The organism is Thermobacillus composti KWC4 (genome assembly GCF_000227705.2).
GTDB lineage: Bacteria > Bacillota > Bacilli > Paenibacillales > Paenibacillaceae > Thermobacillus > Thermobacillus xylanilyticus.
This window is the reverse complement of the sequence record NC_019897.1, coordinates 3,896,921-3,912,603: the sequence shown is the minus strand read 5'-3', so window position 1 is coordinate 3,912,603 and position 15,683 is coordinate 3,896,921. Positions and strand designations below refer to the sequence as shown.

The window sequence follows — 15,683 nt, the reverse complement described above, 5'->3', positions numbered from 1 at the left end:
CCATCCGGCGGGCTTGCGGTTGTGTCTATTTGTTGACAGAGTCCTGCACCCCGTGTAAATTAGGTGATAATCAAATGGTTTTGCGGCCGGATGGCCACACTATGACTGTTCCATCGCATATGCGAATTCGTGAAATTTGGCACAAATTACAGCGCGGATCGGACAGCGGTGTCAAGCGCGCCTCGGCGGGAACATCGGCGTCATGCGCGCGGCTCGAAGGAGAGGATCGACAGAGATGGAAGCATTGGCGCTCGAGCGGAGGGCGGAACAGAACCGCGAACTCCGCGAACGGCTTGAGCAGTTGAAGAAGGAACGCAACGCCATCATTCTGGCGCATTATTATCAGCGCGACGAAATCCAGGAAGTGGCCGATTTCCGCGGCGACTCGTTCCTGCTGGCGCAGAAGGCCGCCCAGACCGACGCTGAAGTTATCGTTTTTTGCGGCGTCCACTTCATGGGCGAGAGCGCGAAGATTCTGGCGCCGGACAAGACGGTTCTCATTCCCGACGAGCGGGCCGGCTGTCCGATGGCGGACATGGTCAACGTCGACGGCCTCCGGAAGCTGAAGGCGCAGCATCCGAACGCGACGGTCGTCACCTACATCAACTCGTCCGCCGAAGTGAAGGCCGAGACCGACATCTGCTGCACGTCGTCGAATGCCATCAAGGTCGTCAATTCGGTGCCGACGGACGAAGTCATCTGGGTGCCGGACAAGAATCTCGGCCATTACGTCCAGCAGCACACGGACAAGAAGATGATCATCTGGGAAGGCTACTGCAATACGCATGACATGCTGACGGTGAAGGACATCGAAGAGATGAAGGCGCAGCATCCGAACGCCATCGTCGCCGTCCATCCCGAGTGCCGCCCGGAGGTCGTCGCCATGGCCGACTTCGTCGGCAGCACGACGGCGATCATCAAATTCTGCCGCGAGTCCGAGCACAAGGAATTCATCATCGGCACGGAAGACGGGACCGGCTACCAGCTTCGCAAGGACAGCCCGGACAAGATTTTCCACTTCGCATCGAAATATCTCGTCTGCCCGAACATGAAGGTCAACAACCTGAAGAAGCTGGTCAAATGTCTCGAAAATATGCATCCGCAGGTTTATGTGCCGCCGCATATCGCAGACAAGGCAAGGCTGTCTCTGGAGCGCATGCTGCAAGTGAAGTAGCATGCGCTGCTTCTTCGCTTACCCCTCGCACGCATTCCAAGCCGCATGATACGGATGAACGCATCGGAGGAACGGATATGATCCCGCGATATTTGGTCGACGTGGCGCCGGACGAGCTGCCCGTCATCGAGAAGGACGTCATCGTGATCGGGGCCGGCATCGCCGGTCTTTTTACCGCCATCAAGGCGAGCGAACGGCATTCGGTGCTCATGATCACGAAGAAGTCGCTGATGGACAGCAACACCCGCTATGCGCAGGGCGGCATCGCCGCCGTCATTTCCGACGAAGATTCGCCGGCGCTTCACCGGCAGGACACGCTCATTGCGGGCGCCGGTCTGTGCTCGCACGAGGCGGTCAATGTGCTGGTGCATGAAGGGCCGGAAGGCGTCCGCGAACTTGTCCGGATGGGCGCTCAGTTCGATCAGGAGAACGGCGGGTTCGCGCTGACGAAGGAGGGCGCCCACAGCCAGCGGCGCATCCTGCACGCGAACGGCGATGCGACGGGGTTCGAGATCGTGCGCGCCTTGTCGGAGAAGGCGCTGGCCAATCCGAACATTGAAGTGTGGGACGATCACTTCGCCATCGATCTGATTACGGATGACGGGGAATGCCACGGCGCGCTCGTGCAGAAGCCGGACGGCTCGCGGCTCATCGTCCGGGGCAAGGCGACCGTGCTGTGCACGGGCGGCACCGGACAACTGTACCGCTATACGACGAATCCGGAGGTCGCGACGGGCGACGGCATCGCGATGGCGTACCGCGCGGGCGCGGAGATCCGGGATATGGAATTCGTCCAGTTCCATCCGACGGCGCTCTGCTATCCGGGGGCTCCCCGGTTCCTCATCTCGGAGGCGGTGCGCGGCGAAGGCGCGGTGCTGCGCAACATCGGCGGCGAGCGGTTCATGTCGCGGTACCATCCGCAGCTCGAGCTGGCGCCGCGCGACATCGTCGCCCGCGCGATCGTCAGCGAGATCGAGCGGACGAAGTCGACGTTCGTGTACATCGACATTACGCACGAGCCGGCCGATCTGGTGCGCCGGCGGTTTCCGACCATTTACGAATATTGCCTGCAGTACGGCCTCGATCTGACGAGCGACTGGATTCCGGTCGCGCCGGCGGCCCACTACATGATGGGCGGCGTGAAGACCGACCTGTACGGCGAGACGAACATCCGGCGCCTGTTCGCCTGCGGGGAATGCTCGTCGACCGGCGTGCACGGCGCCAACCGGCTGGCCAGCAATTCGCTCTCCGAAGCGATCGTGTTCGGCCGCCGCATTGTGGAGCGGATCGGGCAGCTCGGGTCGCTGGCCGGAATGCCGAAGTTCGAGAGCGGAGAACCGCGCACGCAGCCGTCCACCCAGGCGGCCATCGAGAAGCGGCTGAAGCTGCAGAAAATCATGCTGCGCTGTTCGGGACTCAGGCGGGACGCGAACGGGCTCAACAAAGGGCTGCTGGAGCTGAAGCGGCAATTGCCCATTTTCCAGACGGTGCTGACGAAGCGCGAGGAGTACGAGTTCGCGAACCTGCTCACCTGCGCGCTGCTCACGACGCAGGCGGCGCTCGCCCGCGAAGAGAGCCGCGGCGCGCATTACCGGGAAGACTTCCCCGAGCGGGACGATCTGCTCTGGCGCAAGCATATCGTCCTGCATCGCGAGCGGGGAATTTACGAGGAGCGGATCGACGATGTTTGAGCTGGACCGTTACAATGAAGCGATCCGGAGCATGATTCGCGGATGGCTGGACGAAGATATCGGATACGGCGACATTACGACGGAATCGACGATTCCGGCGGGCAGCCGGCACAAGGCGGTCATTCATGTGAAGGAAGACGGCGTGCTCGCCGGTTTGCCCGTCGCCCGGCTCGTCTTCCATGTCGTGGACCCGACGCTGGAATTCCGCGCTCTGGCGGAAGACGGACAGAAGGTTGCCAAGGGAACGGTCATCGCCGAAGTCGAGGGCAGCACCCACAGCATTCTGACGGGCGAACGGCTGGCGCTCAATCTGCTGCAGCGGATGTCGGGCATCGCGACGAAGACGCGCCGGTTCGTCGACGCCCTCGAGGGCCTGCCGGTTCGGCTCGTCGACACGCGCAAGACGACGCCCGGCCACCGGCTGCTCGAGAAGTACGCGGTCCGCATGGGCGGCGGCGCGAACCACCGGTTCGGCCTCTATGACGCCGTCATGATCAAGGACAACCATATCAAGGGGGCCGGGGGCATCCGGGCGGCGGTCGCCGCAGCGCGGGCGCGCATTCCGCATACGATGACCATTGAGGTGGAGACGGAGACGATCGAGCAGGTCCGGGAGGCGCTGGAAGCCGGCGCCGACATCATCATGCTCGACAACATGCCCCCCGCCGGGATGGCGGAAGCGGTCAAGCTCATCCGGGAGCGGGCGCCGCATGTGAAGATCGAGGCGTCGGGCGGTGTCAGGCTCGACACGATCCGGGAGATCGCGGCGACGGGCGTCGACATCATTTCGGTCGGCGGGTTGACGTACTCCTTCGATTCGCTCGACATCAGCCTCGATCTCGGAGACAAGAAGCCGGGAGGGACGCAGGCATGATTCTCGCGGCGGATGTCGGCAACACGAACATGGTGCTCGGCATTTTCCGGGGATCCGAATTGCTGCACCATTGGCGGCTCAGCACGAACCGGACGGCGACGGCCGACGAGTACGGGATGATGCTTCACAATCTGTTTCATTACGCGGGGCTCCGGATGGAAGACACCCGCGGCATCATCATTTCTTCGGTCGTGCCGCCGCTGATGCGGACGCTGGAGCAGCTGTGCCTGCAATATTTCCGCAAGGCGCCGCTGTTTGTCGGCCCCGGGGTGAAGACCGGGCTCAACATCCGCTACGAGAACCCGCGCGAAGTGGGCGCGGACCGGATCGTCAATGCGGTGGCCGCGATCGAGAAATACGGCGCTCCGGTCATCGTCGTCGACTTCGGCACGGCGACCACTTTCGATTACATCGACGCCGGCGGCAACTATCTGGGCGGCGCGATCGTGCCGGGCCTCGCGATCTCGGCCGAGGCGCTCTATCAGCGGGCGGCGAAGCTGCCGCGCATCGAGCTGGCCCGCCCGCGAAGCGTCATCGGACGCAACTCGGTCGCATCAATGCAGGCGGGCATGGTGTTCGGCTATGCCGGCCAGGTGGACGGCATCGTCCGCCGCATCCGGGCCGAGAGCCGTACGAACGCCCGGGCGATCGCAACGGGGGGGCTCGCGGAACTCATCGCGCCCGAGACCGAGACGATCTCGGTCGTCGACCCGCTGCTGACGCTGGACGGGCTCAGATTAATCCATGAACGGAATCAGGACGACACCGGAGGGAGAGTCGAATCATGAACGAATCACGCGGCGCGGATGACGTGCTGGTGCGCGGCATCGCGTGGGGCGGCGGACTCCGCGCGTACGCGGTGCGGACGACCGGACTCGCCGGCGAGCTGCAGCGCCGTCACGGCACGTATCCGACGGCGACGGCGGCGCTCGGCCGGGCGGCCACGGCGGGCGCCATGATGGGCGCCATGCTGAAGGGCGAGGAGAAGCTGACCATTCAGGTCAAGGGTGACGGACCGCTCGGCCAGATCGTCGTCGATGCGAACGCGAAGGGCGAGGTGCGCGGCTACGTCGACAATCCGCAGGTGCACCTGCCGGTGAGCGCGCAGGGCAAGCTGGATGTCGCCGGGGCCGTCGGCCGCAGCGGATATATCCATATCGTGAAGGACCTCGGCCTCAAGGAGCCGTACCGCGGCAGCGTGCCGATCGTATCCGGCGAGCTGGGTGAAGATTTCACCTACTACTTCGCCTCGTCGGAGCAGACGCCGTCCGCCGTCGGACTCGGCGTGCTGGTCGATGTCGACGGCAGCGTATTGCACGCCGGCGGCTTTCTCCTGCAGATCATGCCGGGCGCGGAGGAGCAGGATATCACCCGGCTGGAGCAGCGTCTGCAGGAGATGCCCCATGTGACGTCTCTCCTGGACCGGGGCGAGACGCCGGAGTCGATTTTGCGCTTTTTGACGGATGACGACGTGCAGCTGCTGGATGCGATGCCGATTGTCTTCAAATGTTACTGCTCCCGCGAACGGGTGGAGCGGACGCTCGTCAGCATGGGCGAAGCGGAGCTTGCGGCGCTGATCGAGGAAGACGGGCGGGCGGAAGTGACCTGCCATTTCTGTAACTCGGCGTACGAATTCGATCGGCATGATCTGGAGAGATTGCTGGAGCAGGCCAAACCCAAGCAGGATGTGTAAGATCGGAAGGCGGACCATGGAAAATGAGAAAGAACCAGATACTGAAGGCGGTCATCGTCCTTCAGACGGTCTGTCTGATCGCGCTGGCGGCGCTGGTGTCGGTGAAATGGCCGTCAGCGCGCGGCGACGATTCACAGGATGGCCCGGCGGGCGGCCATAACGCCGGGGACCGGATGAGCCGGCCGGTTGCGGAGATCGGCGGCCGGACAATTACGGCGGACGAGCTTGCGGATCAGCTCATGCGGGAGCACGGCTCGTCCGTTCTGCGCCGGATGCTGGTGCGCGAAGCGATCCGGCTGGAGGCGGAAGCCAACGGCATATCCGTATCGGAGCGCGAACTGGAAGAAGAATTGGACGAGATGATGTCGGGCTACGGAGACGAGGAAGCGTTCTACGAAGCGATGCGCGAGCAGCTCGGCATGAGCCCGGAAGAGGTGAGGGCGGACGCGGAAGAGCGGCTGCTGCTCGAGAAGATCGCGGTCCGTCCGATTCTGATTACGGATGAGGAAGTGGAGGCTTACATACGCGATCATCCGGAGCTGCTCGAACCGAAGACCAGGTTCACATTCTCCTGGATCGTGACGGCGGAGCAAGACGAAGCGGAGGCGGTGCTGGACCGGCTGAAAAAGGGCGAACCGTTCGAGGAGCAGGCCCGCATCTACTCCATCGACGACTATACCGCGGAGTACGGCGGTTTCTACGGCACGGTGGAAGCGGATGACCCGTTCCTTGACGCGGAGGTCACGGAGCTGGCCGCATCGCTGGCGCCCGGCGAGATCGGCGGCCCCGTCGAAATCGCGGACGGATGGGCGGTCATCCGCCTCGAGGACCGCGAGGTCGAGGAACGACCGGACGACCGCAGGCTGCGGGAGCAGGTGCGGATGCAGCTCGGACTCGCGGCGGCGCCGTCGCTCAAGGAAGTCGAAGAAGCGCTGCTCGGCAAGTACGGCGCCAGGATCCTCGACGACGAACTGGCAGACCGGGGAAGCGCGGAATTCCGGCACGAAACTGGCTATTGACAATTCCGATTAGACATTGTTAAGATGGAAGAAAGCTAAACCCTACTAATTCGGTCGGAAATAAAGGAGGTTCTGTCATCATGCCAAAGATTGTAAACAGTGTTACGGAACTGATCGGGGATACGCCGCTTGTGCGCTTGAACCGGCTCGTGCCGGAAGGCAGCGCTGAAATTTATGTTAAGCTGGAGTATCAAAACCCGGGCGCCAGCGTCAAGGACCGGATCGCCATCAGCATGATTGAAGAAGCGGAGAAGCAAGGCCGCATCAAGCCGGGCGACACGATCGTCGAACCGACGAGCGGCAACACGGGCATCGGTCTGGCCATGGTCGCCGCGGCGAAAGGTTACCGCGCGGTTCTCGTCATGCCGGAGACGATGAGCATCGAGCGCCGCAACCTGCTGCGCGCTTACGGCGCCGAACTGGTGCTGACCCCCGGTTCGGAAGGGATGAACGGCGCCGTCCGCAAGGCGGAAGAACTCGTCGCTCAAAACCCGTCCTGGTTCATGCCGCAGCAATTCAAGAACCCGGCGAACGTCAAGATCCACCGCGAGACGACCGGTCCGGAAATCGTCGAAGCGATCAACTCGCTGGACGGCAAGCTGGACGCCTTCGTCGCCGGCGTCGGCACGGGCGGCACGATCTCGGGCGCCGGCGAAGTGCTGCGGAGGCATTTCCCGCACATCAAGATCTACGCGGTTGAGCCGGCGGCATCCCCGCTGCTCTCCGGCGGCAAGCCCGGCCCGCACAAGATCCAGGGTATCGGCGCGAACTTCGTGCCGGACATCCTGAACCGCGAAATCTACGACGGCGTCATCACGGTCGAGAACGAAGAAGCGTTCGAGACGGCTCGCCGTGCTGCAAGGGAAGAAGGCATTCTGTGCGGCATCTCGTCCGGCGCAGCCATCTTCGCCGCGCTGAAGGTGGCGAAGGAGCTCGGCGCAGGCAAGCGCGTCGTCGCCGTCGTGCCGTCGAACGGCGAACGCTATCTGTCCACGCCGCTGTTCAACTTCGAAAACTGATTCCCGCTTGAATTACCAACAAGCCCTCACCCGGCCGTTAGGGTGGGGGTTTTTTCATGCATCCGCAGGCCTGCAAATCCCCCGCGAATCCGGTATGATGGTGTTACACGAATGAAGCGAGGTTGCTGCGATGGCCGAAATCGAGAATCAAGCCCGGTTCGCCGAATCTTTACGCGCGGGCGTCGCTTCCCTGAAATCCCGTCCCGGCTACAAAACGGTTCGGCGAAACCGCAACTCCCCCGCCGCCCAACCGGAATCGTATCTGGACAAAATCGCGGTGCAAATCGGCGTCTCGACCAGCACGCTGAAAAGCTGGATCGGCCAGATGGGACGGAAGTACGTCCCCGGACGCGTGGAGGACGGGAAGCTGTTCGGCCTCCTGTGGATCGTGCTCCGGGACGGCGACCGGCAGACCGACTGGCTCGTCGATGTGCTCGGTTCGACATCCATCCCGGTGTTCACGCCGCCGGCCGAGGGCTGGGTCAGGGCATGCCTGCGCAAGGCGAAGGTGCTCCTGGCAAGCGGCGCGTTCGGGCCGCCGGAGGAGGCGGAGATCGACCGCGTCATCGCGCGCCTGTTCCCGGACGCCCGGGACGAGCGGCCCGTTGCGGCTGGCGGACCGGCAAGGTCCGCGGCGGAGGCCGCCCGGGAAGGGGCCGGGGCGGGGACGGTTCAGCCGCAGCCCGCGGTTGGGGCCGCACCGGAACGGTCCGCCGGCATCCGGCACAATCTGCCGACGCGCTGGTCGAACCGGTTCATCGGCCGCAGGACGATTCTCGACATCCTGAATCGGTGGATGCATACGGCGTCTCCCCTGTGTCTCATCACAGGCTGGAGCGGCGTAGGCAAAAGCACGATCGCGCTGGAAGCGGCGTACGCCTGTCTCGGAGAAACGCGCGGAGAGGCGGCGATCACGGAATCTCCGTGGCCGCGCGTCTCTTGCGCGATCTGGATCAGCGCCGACCTGAAGGGATTGAGCTACAGCTACTTCCTGGACACGATCGCCTATCAGCTGGGAAGGGCGGAGCTGCTCGGACAATCGGAGAACGAGAAGCAGTTCGTCGTGCGGAACGCCCTCGCCCATTATGCGACCGAAGGAACCATCCTGCTGATCGTGGACAACGTGGGCGCGTCGGATCGGGACATTCTGTTCTTCCTAGCCAATCTGCCGCAGGGGACCAAGGCGATCATGACCTCGCGCGATCACCGGCACAATCTGTTCCACGACGTGTCCCGCGATGTGCTCGCCATTCAGGTCGGGGGCATGGAGCGGGAGGATGCGCTGCGCTATCTGCGCCAGGAGACGCAAGTCCACCTCGCCGCCAGCTCCGGTGAACCCGGACGCGGCAACTTGCGGCAGCTCCTCGAATCGGACGACGACATGCTGGCGCAGCTGGTCGAAGCGGCGAACGGCAACCCGAAGGCGCTGTCCCTCTGCATCGCCTACATCGCGGACGGCGTCATCCCCGTCCGGTCGTTCATCCGGGAAGTGCAATCGGCCGGCTACTCGCTCGCCTCGCTGTTCGATTATCTGTTCGGCCACACCTGGGAACGATGCCCGGACAGCGTGAAGAAACTGTGGATGGCGCTCCCGCTGTTCCAGACGCCGCCCGGCGAGCGGAGCTGGGCGGCGGCGGCCGGCCTGAACCGCCGGGCGTTCCATCAGGCGGCGGACCAGATGCGTGCGTACGCGCTGATCACCGCGGAACGATCGGACGACGAGCTGCGCTACCGCGCCCACCAGACGGTCGTGGTGTACGGGGAGCAGAAACTCCGGGAACACGACGAATTCCGGACCGAAGCGCAAGCCCGCTGGCTGGCGGACTACCTGGACTATGTCGAAAACCATCTGGCGCGCCAGCCGGCCGGGCATATCTATTGGAGCAGCCTTCCCGGCAGCGGTTACGCGCGGGTCCGGAAGGAATGGCCCAATCTGTACAAGCTGCTGCAATGGTGCGAAGAGACGGGAAATGACGATTATTTGACCGCGTTCATGCTCAGAATGGCGCATTTCCTCAGCCGGATCAGCCTGCCGCTGCGCATCCGGTTCGGACTGAAAGCGGCGGAGGCCGCGGGCAGGCTGAACCGCGGGCTGCAGGAGGCGCTTTTCCGGATCGATACGGTCGGCTGGGCCTGTTTCGAGATCGGACGGAGCGAAGAGGGGTTTGCGCAGGTTAAGCGGGGACTCGCCATCGCGGAAAGCGCGGCGGGACCGGCATCCGATCCCGCGGAACGGGCGGAGCGCGATGATCTGCGCTCCCTGGGCCTCCAGTTCGAGGCGCGATATCATGCGGACCGCGGGGAGCTGGAGCGGGCGCGGACGCTGCTCGAAGAAGCGATGGCCATCCCGGCTTCGCCGGTCATCCGGCACCGCGCGCTGCTGCTGAAGGGAAACCTCGCGATGCTGCTTCGGGACGACGAGCAGGCGGTTGCGGATCTTGAAGAGGCGAACCGGATCAGCCTCACCTACGGCGGCGAGAAATCGATCGAGCCCAATTACCTGCTCGGCGTGGCGTATGTGTATCAAGGCGAATACGGGAAAGCTCTTGGGGCATTCGATGCGTTTCTTTTCGATCCGGACAGGGCCAACCAGATTGAACGGATTTATCATGAATACGGCATGGCGCAGCTCTTCGCGGCGCAGCATCGGCATGAAGAAGCCTTTGACCTGGTGAGCAGCGCGTTGAACCGTATCGATGCGTGGGAGCCCGGCATTCGGATCCGTCCGGAAGTGAAGGCGTTGCGAGACCGGCTGCTGGAAACGATCGGGGGCGGGCAGTTGCATTAGGGGTGAAAAAAGTACAGCGGAGCTGTACCTTTTTTGTCCGAATGCGGAGAAAAAGGCCAGCGCTGCTTGCTTTCAGTCGGAGGAGGATTCGTGTACAGTGGGAATAATAGCGTCAGTATGACAGGAGGTTCCGTTTCCCATGAGCACGATGAAAGCATGCGTGATCGAAGGTCCCCGCAGCGCGGCGGTCCGGGAAGTGCCCATTCCCGAGCCCGGCCCCGGCGAAGTGCTGATCCGTGTCGAGCGCGCCGGTATCTGCGGGACGGATGTCCACATTTATAAAGGGGAATATGTCTCCCCGTATCCGATTATTCCCGGGCACGAGTTCTCCGGCACGATTGCCGGACTCGGCGGAGGTGTCGACGGGTTTGCGATCGGCGACCGGGTCACTGCGGAGCCCAACATCCATTGCGGCCGTTGTGCGTACTGCCTGTCCCAGCGCGGCAACCATTGCGTGAGCTGGCAGGCGGTCGGAGTCACCCGGGACGGCGCCATGGCAGAATACGTCACGGTTCCGGCCCGCAATGTGTTCCGTCTGCCGGACGGGATGAGCTTCGCCGAAGGTGCGTTCATCGAACCGCTGGCTTGCGTCGTTCACGCGATGAACCGTCTGCAGCCTGCCCCGGGCGCCCGGACGCTCCTGTTCGGTGCCGGCGCGATGGGACAGCAGCTCATTCAGGCGCTCGTCCATGCCGGCGTATCCGATCTCGCGGTCGTCGACATCGCCGAGGATAAGCTGGCGATGGCCGCAGAGTGGGGAGCAACCCGGACGTTCCTGAGCGGTCAGTATGACGAAGCCGAATTGCTGGAAGATCTCCCGCGCGGGTTCGACATTGTCGTGGATGCCACCGGTATCCCGCAGGTCATTGAGCAGGCACTGAAGTATCTCGGTCCAGCGGGAAAATATCTTCAGTTCGGGGTAACGGCCAGGACAGCGACCATCCAGCTCAGTCCATTCGATCTGTTCCAACGCGACTGGACCCTCATCGGATCGATGGCGACGAACAATACGTTCCAACAGGCGCTGCAATGGGCGAAGGCGAAGCGCATCCGGCTTGAGCCGCTCGTCACGAGCGTCATCGGGCTGGACGATCTGCCGCATCTGTTCGAGCATGGCGCGCGCCCGGATGATCTCAAAGTGCAGATTCAGATCGGCTGACCGTCCGATCGTCGAGCGGCACCTCGCGTTGTATACGCGGGTGCCGCTTTTTCAGTACGGCGTGCCCAGAAAGCACGTATCTTCTAGCCGGTGAAAGTCCGGCCACGGGAGGGGCCAAGCCCCCGTGTAGCCAGGATGCCTGCGTACGGCGAAATCCGTGCGTAGAAGCGTATCGACGAAAGTACCTGTCAGAGACAGGGCGAGCAACATGTCAGGCCGTAACATCAAGTGAATCCTGCCGCGTCGTCAAAAAGGCCTCGCAAGAGGGAAAAGAGGAAGCCGAGCCCCGCGTACATGGGCGAAGGCCACGGAAGCTGCTGGGAACCTGGAGCGGCAGCGAAGAATCCTCCGGCGTAGAGGGAGCGGCACGACATGAAAGAAGATACCGTGAACTGGGGAGACCCTCCCCTGCACGGAACAATTCCGTAAAGAGGCACTCTATAAGCCCAAAAGGTGAAGTGAGCGGCCTGCAGGAAGGGAGTCCGAGGGGGTTATAGTACCGAGGAACGCAGGACAACACAACCTGCGGGAGGGAAGGACCCCTGCTTTGTTCATGCTTTTCGAGGAGGTACGAGTGAGTGAATGCCAGACGGCTAACGACACCGAAGGAAAAAGTTCAACAACTCCAAGAAAAGCTAGGTCATGCTGCCAAGACGAGCAAGACGCGACGATTCCACGCACTGTATGACAAGATCTATCGAACGGATATGTTATGGGAGGCATGGCGAGCAGTCAAGGCGAACCGTGGAGCGGCAGGAGTCGACGGAGAAACCATCGCGGATATCGAAAATCAGGGCGAAATCGCCTTTGTGAAAGAATGCCAACGCCTTCTCCGGGAGGGTCGATATCGTCCGCAACCGGTACGCCGCCAGTACATCCCCAAGGCGGACGGGAGGAAACGGCCGCTTGGCATACCGACGATACGGGACCGTGTCATTCAGATGGCAACCAAACTCGTGCTGGAACCAATCTTTGAAGCGGATTTCCAGGACTGTTCCTTCGGCTTTCGCCCCAAGCGTGGAGCGAAGCAGGCGCTGGAACGCATACGCAAAGCCTGCAACCGGAAAGGGAACTGGGTAGTCGACGTCGACATCCAAGGATACTTCGACAACATCAACCAAGAGAAACTGATGAAGCTGGTAGAAATGCGCATCAGCGACCGAAGGGTCCTAAAGCTGATCCGGCAATGGCTCGGGGCAGGCGTGATGGAGGAAGGGAACGTCAAACGTTCGGACCTCGGCACACCGCAGGGAGGAGTGATCTCGCCGATATTGGCGAACATTTACCTAAACTACTTCGACCGATTGTGGGAAAAGCACGGGAAGGAAGTCGGGGTACTCACCCGGTACGCGGATGATTTTGTCATCGTGTGCAAGACGAAGAAAGACGCCCGGCACGCCTACCAGTTGGTTAGGGCAATTATGGAACGTCTGGAACTGACCTTGCACCCGACGAAAACGCGGATCGTGGGGATGTGGACAGGAGAGGAAGGGTTTGACTTTCTTGGACTGCATCACCGGAAGGCGAAAGCGGCGACGTCGCGGAACCAGGCGTATTACACCACGCAGCAATGGCTGAGCGCGAAAGCGGAGAAGCACATTCGGGAAGTGGTGAGAGAACGGCTTGGAACGGCGACCATGCGGCACAAGTCGATTCAAGAACACGTGGACTGGTTAAATCCGAAGATTCAAGGATGGAAGAATTACTACATGATGGCATACAGCCACCGCAAGATGGCGAAGCTGGACTGGTATATTCTTATGCGGTTGACGCGCTGGTACGCGAAAAAGCACCAGCGGCGGAACTGGCGTAGTTGCTGGCACAAAGTGAAACACATTGCCAATGTCTGTGGACTAAAGAAGCTCTGCTAGTTGCATGCACATGAATGACGAACATCGGAAAGCCGTATGAGGGAAAACCTCACGTACGGTTTGATGAGGAGGGGCTGGAATCCCCAGCCCTTTACTCTAGCCCGGCATGAGCGTCATCTATACGGTGGAAGTCCGGAATGGGGGCTATCGAGCGTCTAAAGCCGCCAAGGGCTGGACCTGTAAGCTCCAGTGATGGCGGGTCAATCGACTAATGACAGCCTGTGTTTCCACCGACACGATCACATACCGGATGTTCACATCATGCCCTCAGCCGAGCCAACTTGATTTTCATAAAATTTACTATTGATTCATATATCTGATGACTTTATAATAAAACGGAAGTTAAGATATTAAATTGAAGAAAGGTGGTAGATGATGAAAAGGCGTTTGCGGTCGGTGAAGCTTTTGTGGTTTTCATTGTTGTTTTCATTCTTGATTGGCTACAATGTCCACGCGCACAGCACTGACGTTTACAGTGGTTCGTGGAACGCGACCACCACAAGTCTGGGTATCGCTGTCGGTCCAAGCTTGTCGAATTATTTAAGTTCCTTTCAATCGTGGTATTCTAACTGGAACGGCATTTCGTCAAACGTAGGGTTGAACATGAAATCGGAAAGTAACCTTATCAAAAGTTGAAAGATCCGTGTCGTGATAGTGTTTCTTCGTCATAAAAAGTTGCTAATTTTTTTGCAAAATAAACAGGACACTGCAAGCCTCTTGTCTAAGGTTAAACCACCACGAATAACCAACGAGAGGAAGTGTCCCTAGCAACATGGTACCACAAGCAACCAACCATGCGCCAGAACAAAAAACACGCCGCGAACGCCGAATTGAAATTCTTGCGGATCGTCGCCGAATCAAGCAAATCATGAAGAAGTTGAGACCGGTCACATTCGACAACAACACCGTCACGGAAGCCGGCAACTTCCAGTTCCTTGCCAGGTTCAAGGAACTCATCGGTCTGGATGCCCTGATCGAAGATCACTTCCATCTGGAGCAAAAAGCCAACTGTGTCTACCCGGCCTCTAAGCTTGTCGATCATTTGCTGGACTGCGCGCTGCTCGGCCACACGCGTTTTTCGCATATGAATGCCCTGCAGTCGGACCCTGGTTACCAGATCGTGACCGGTGTCGACCGCTTTCCTGACGAAAGCACCTTCCGCGGCTTCTTGGGCAAGCTTTCCTGGAGCCATCTGATTCAGCTTGTCGCCTTAAATCGGGATTTGCTGGCACGCAAGGCGCGGACGGGCGAAAAGCGCTTGGTCTGGATCGACATCGACGATACGGTCATCACGCTGTTCGGTGAACAAGAAGGCGCAACAAACGGCTACAATCCGCGTTACCACGGACGCCCCTCATACAAAATCCGGGTTGCCTTCATCGCCGGAAGCGGCGAGCTCATCCACTTGCAAGTGAATCCCGGCAACACGAACGGCATGAAGGATCTGCTCTCGTTCGTTAAAGAAATCGAGGCGATGTTGCCGCCGGAATGGATCATCGAAGGCATCCGGGCCGACTGCGGTTTTGCCGATGACGCTGTCATGGCGTACGCTGAAGAACGGGGATGGCAGTACATCTTCAAACTGCCGAAGAAGGCCACTGTGAAGAAGGCGATTGCCTACCTTGAGCAACATCCGGCATTCTGGGAAACGCTGTCGGAAAAACAAGAGGACATCACGTTCGCGACCGAAGACGATCGTTGGGCTGCTGCCGACATCCCGATTCTCCTCACCAACTGGGAGAAAGCACGGCGCTGCGTCATCTACCGGGAAGCCCACGAAACCGAGCGTACAACCGATGACCAATTGACGATGGCGCTTACGACCTATTCCTTCCAAGCCATCGTCACGAATGCCGATCTCAAGCCTTTGCCGCTGCTTCGCTCGTACAACAAGCGGGCCAACATCGAGAATCGCATTGATGAATTGAAAGAAGGTTATGCGGTGGAACAGAACAGCCAGCATTCCCTGCTCCGGAACCTGCTGTTCAGTTGGATCAAAGCCATCGCCTACAACGTGATGGTCTGGTTCAAGCAGACGCTGATGCCGGAGTCGCTCAAGCGGTGCGAAGTCCAAACGATTCGCCGGTCGGTGATCCGGGTGCCCGGCAATGTGGTCGGCTCCGGCCGATACCAGCATATCCGGCTTGCGCCGAATCCGACACTCGCTGGCATCGTCGAAACCATACAATACAAGCTTCGCGCGTTTGCTGAACGATTCGTGTCCATTCAGCAAATGGCATGACGGATCGATTCATTGCCTCAACATGACGAATTTGGAACCTGTAAAATCAGGGTCTTCTTTGGGTTTGCCAAAAAAGCGATTTGCACTCCCGTGTGAATGCAAGAAGATTCGAAGTCCCGTCCCAAAACCTGCATCGAAACGGGGATTCCAGAG

Annotated in this window: 11 protein-coding genes; all 11 read left to right on the top strand. The window is 60.7% G+C overall.

The features are described from left to right. Window positions 1–235 precede the first annotated feature (235 nt). Window positions 236–1,174 carry a quinolinate synthase NadA gene (gene nadA / locus THECO_RS17895; RefSeq protein WP_015256423.1) on the top strand — a complete coding sequence of 313 codons (939 nt, stop codon included), beginning with the start codon at window positions 236–238 and terminating at the stop codon, window positions 1,172–1,174. A gap of 77 nt (window positions 1,175–1,251) precedes the next feature. After that, window positions 1,252–2,865 carry an L-aspartate oxidase gene (nadB, locus tag THECO_RS17890; protein WP_015256422.1) on the top strand — a complete coding sequence of 538 codons (1,614 nt, stop codon included), beginning with the start codon at window positions 1,252–1,254 and terminating at the stop codon, window positions 2,863–2,865. Then, on the top strand, window positions 2,858–3,739 hold the full coding sequence (gene nadC / locus THECO_RS17885; RefSeq protein ID WP_015256421.1) for a carboxylating nicotinate-nucleotide diphosphorylase: 882 nt from the start codon (window positions 2,858–2,860) through the stop codon (window positions 3,737–3,739). Before nadB ends, nadC begins: the two co-directional genes overlap by 8 nt. Then, a complete protein-coding gene (locus THECO_RS17880; RefSeq protein WP_015256420.1) occupies window positions 3,736–4,527 on the top strand; it encodes a type III pantothenate kinase in 792 nt (263 codons plus the stop codon). Before nadC ends, THECO_RS17880 begins: the two co-directional genes overlap by 4 nt. After that, entirely contained in the window at window positions 4,524–5,432 is a 909-nt protein-coding gene (gene hslO, locus THECO_RS17875) for an Hsp33 family molecular chaperone HslO (protein ID WP_015256419.1), read from the top strand. Before THECO_RS17880 ends, hslO begins: the two co-directional genes overlap by 4 nt. A 23-nt stretch (window positions 5,433–5,455) precedes the next feature. Further along, on the top strand, window positions 5,456–6,451 hold the full coding sequence (locus THECO_RS17870; RefSeq protein WP_015256418.1) for a peptidylprolyl isomerase: 996 nt from the start codon (window positions 5,456–5,458) through the stop codon (window positions 6,449–6,451). Window positions 6,452–6,531: 80 nt separating this feature from the next. Continuing rightward, a complete protein-coding gene (gene cysK, locus THECO_RS17865; protein WP_015256417.1) occupies window positions 6,532–7,470 on the top strand; it encodes a cysteine synthase A in 939 nt (312 codons plus the stop codon). A gap of 130 nt (window positions 7,471–7,600) precedes the next feature. After that, entirely contained in the window at window positions 7,601–10,258 is a 2,658-nt protein-coding gene (locus THECO_RS17860; RefSeq protein ID WP_015256416.1) for an ATP-binding protein, read from the top strand. Window positions 10,259–10,397: 139 nt separating this feature from the next. Next, entirely contained in the window at window positions 10,398–11,417 is a 1,020-nt protein-coding gene (locus THECO_RS17855; RefSeq protein WP_015256415.1) for a zinc-dependent alcohol dehydrogenase family protein, read from the top strand. Between the two features lie 578 nt (window positions 11,418–11,995). Continuing rightward, window positions 11,996–13,288, top strand: a complete 1,293-nt coding sequence (gene ltrA / locus THECO_RS17850; protein ID WP_015256414.1) for a group II intron reverse transcriptase/maturase — start codon at window positions 11,996–11,998, stop codon at window positions 13,286–13,288. 772 nt (window positions 13,289–14,060) lie between these two features. Further along, window positions 14,061–15,530 carry an IS1380 family transposase gene (locus tag THECO_RS17845; RefSeq protein ID WP_015256412.1) on the top strand — a complete coding sequence of 490 codons (1,470 nt, stop codon included), beginning with the start codon at window positions 14,061–14,063 and terminating at the stop codon, window positions 15,528–15,530. Window positions 15,531–15,683: the final 153 nt, after the last annotated feature.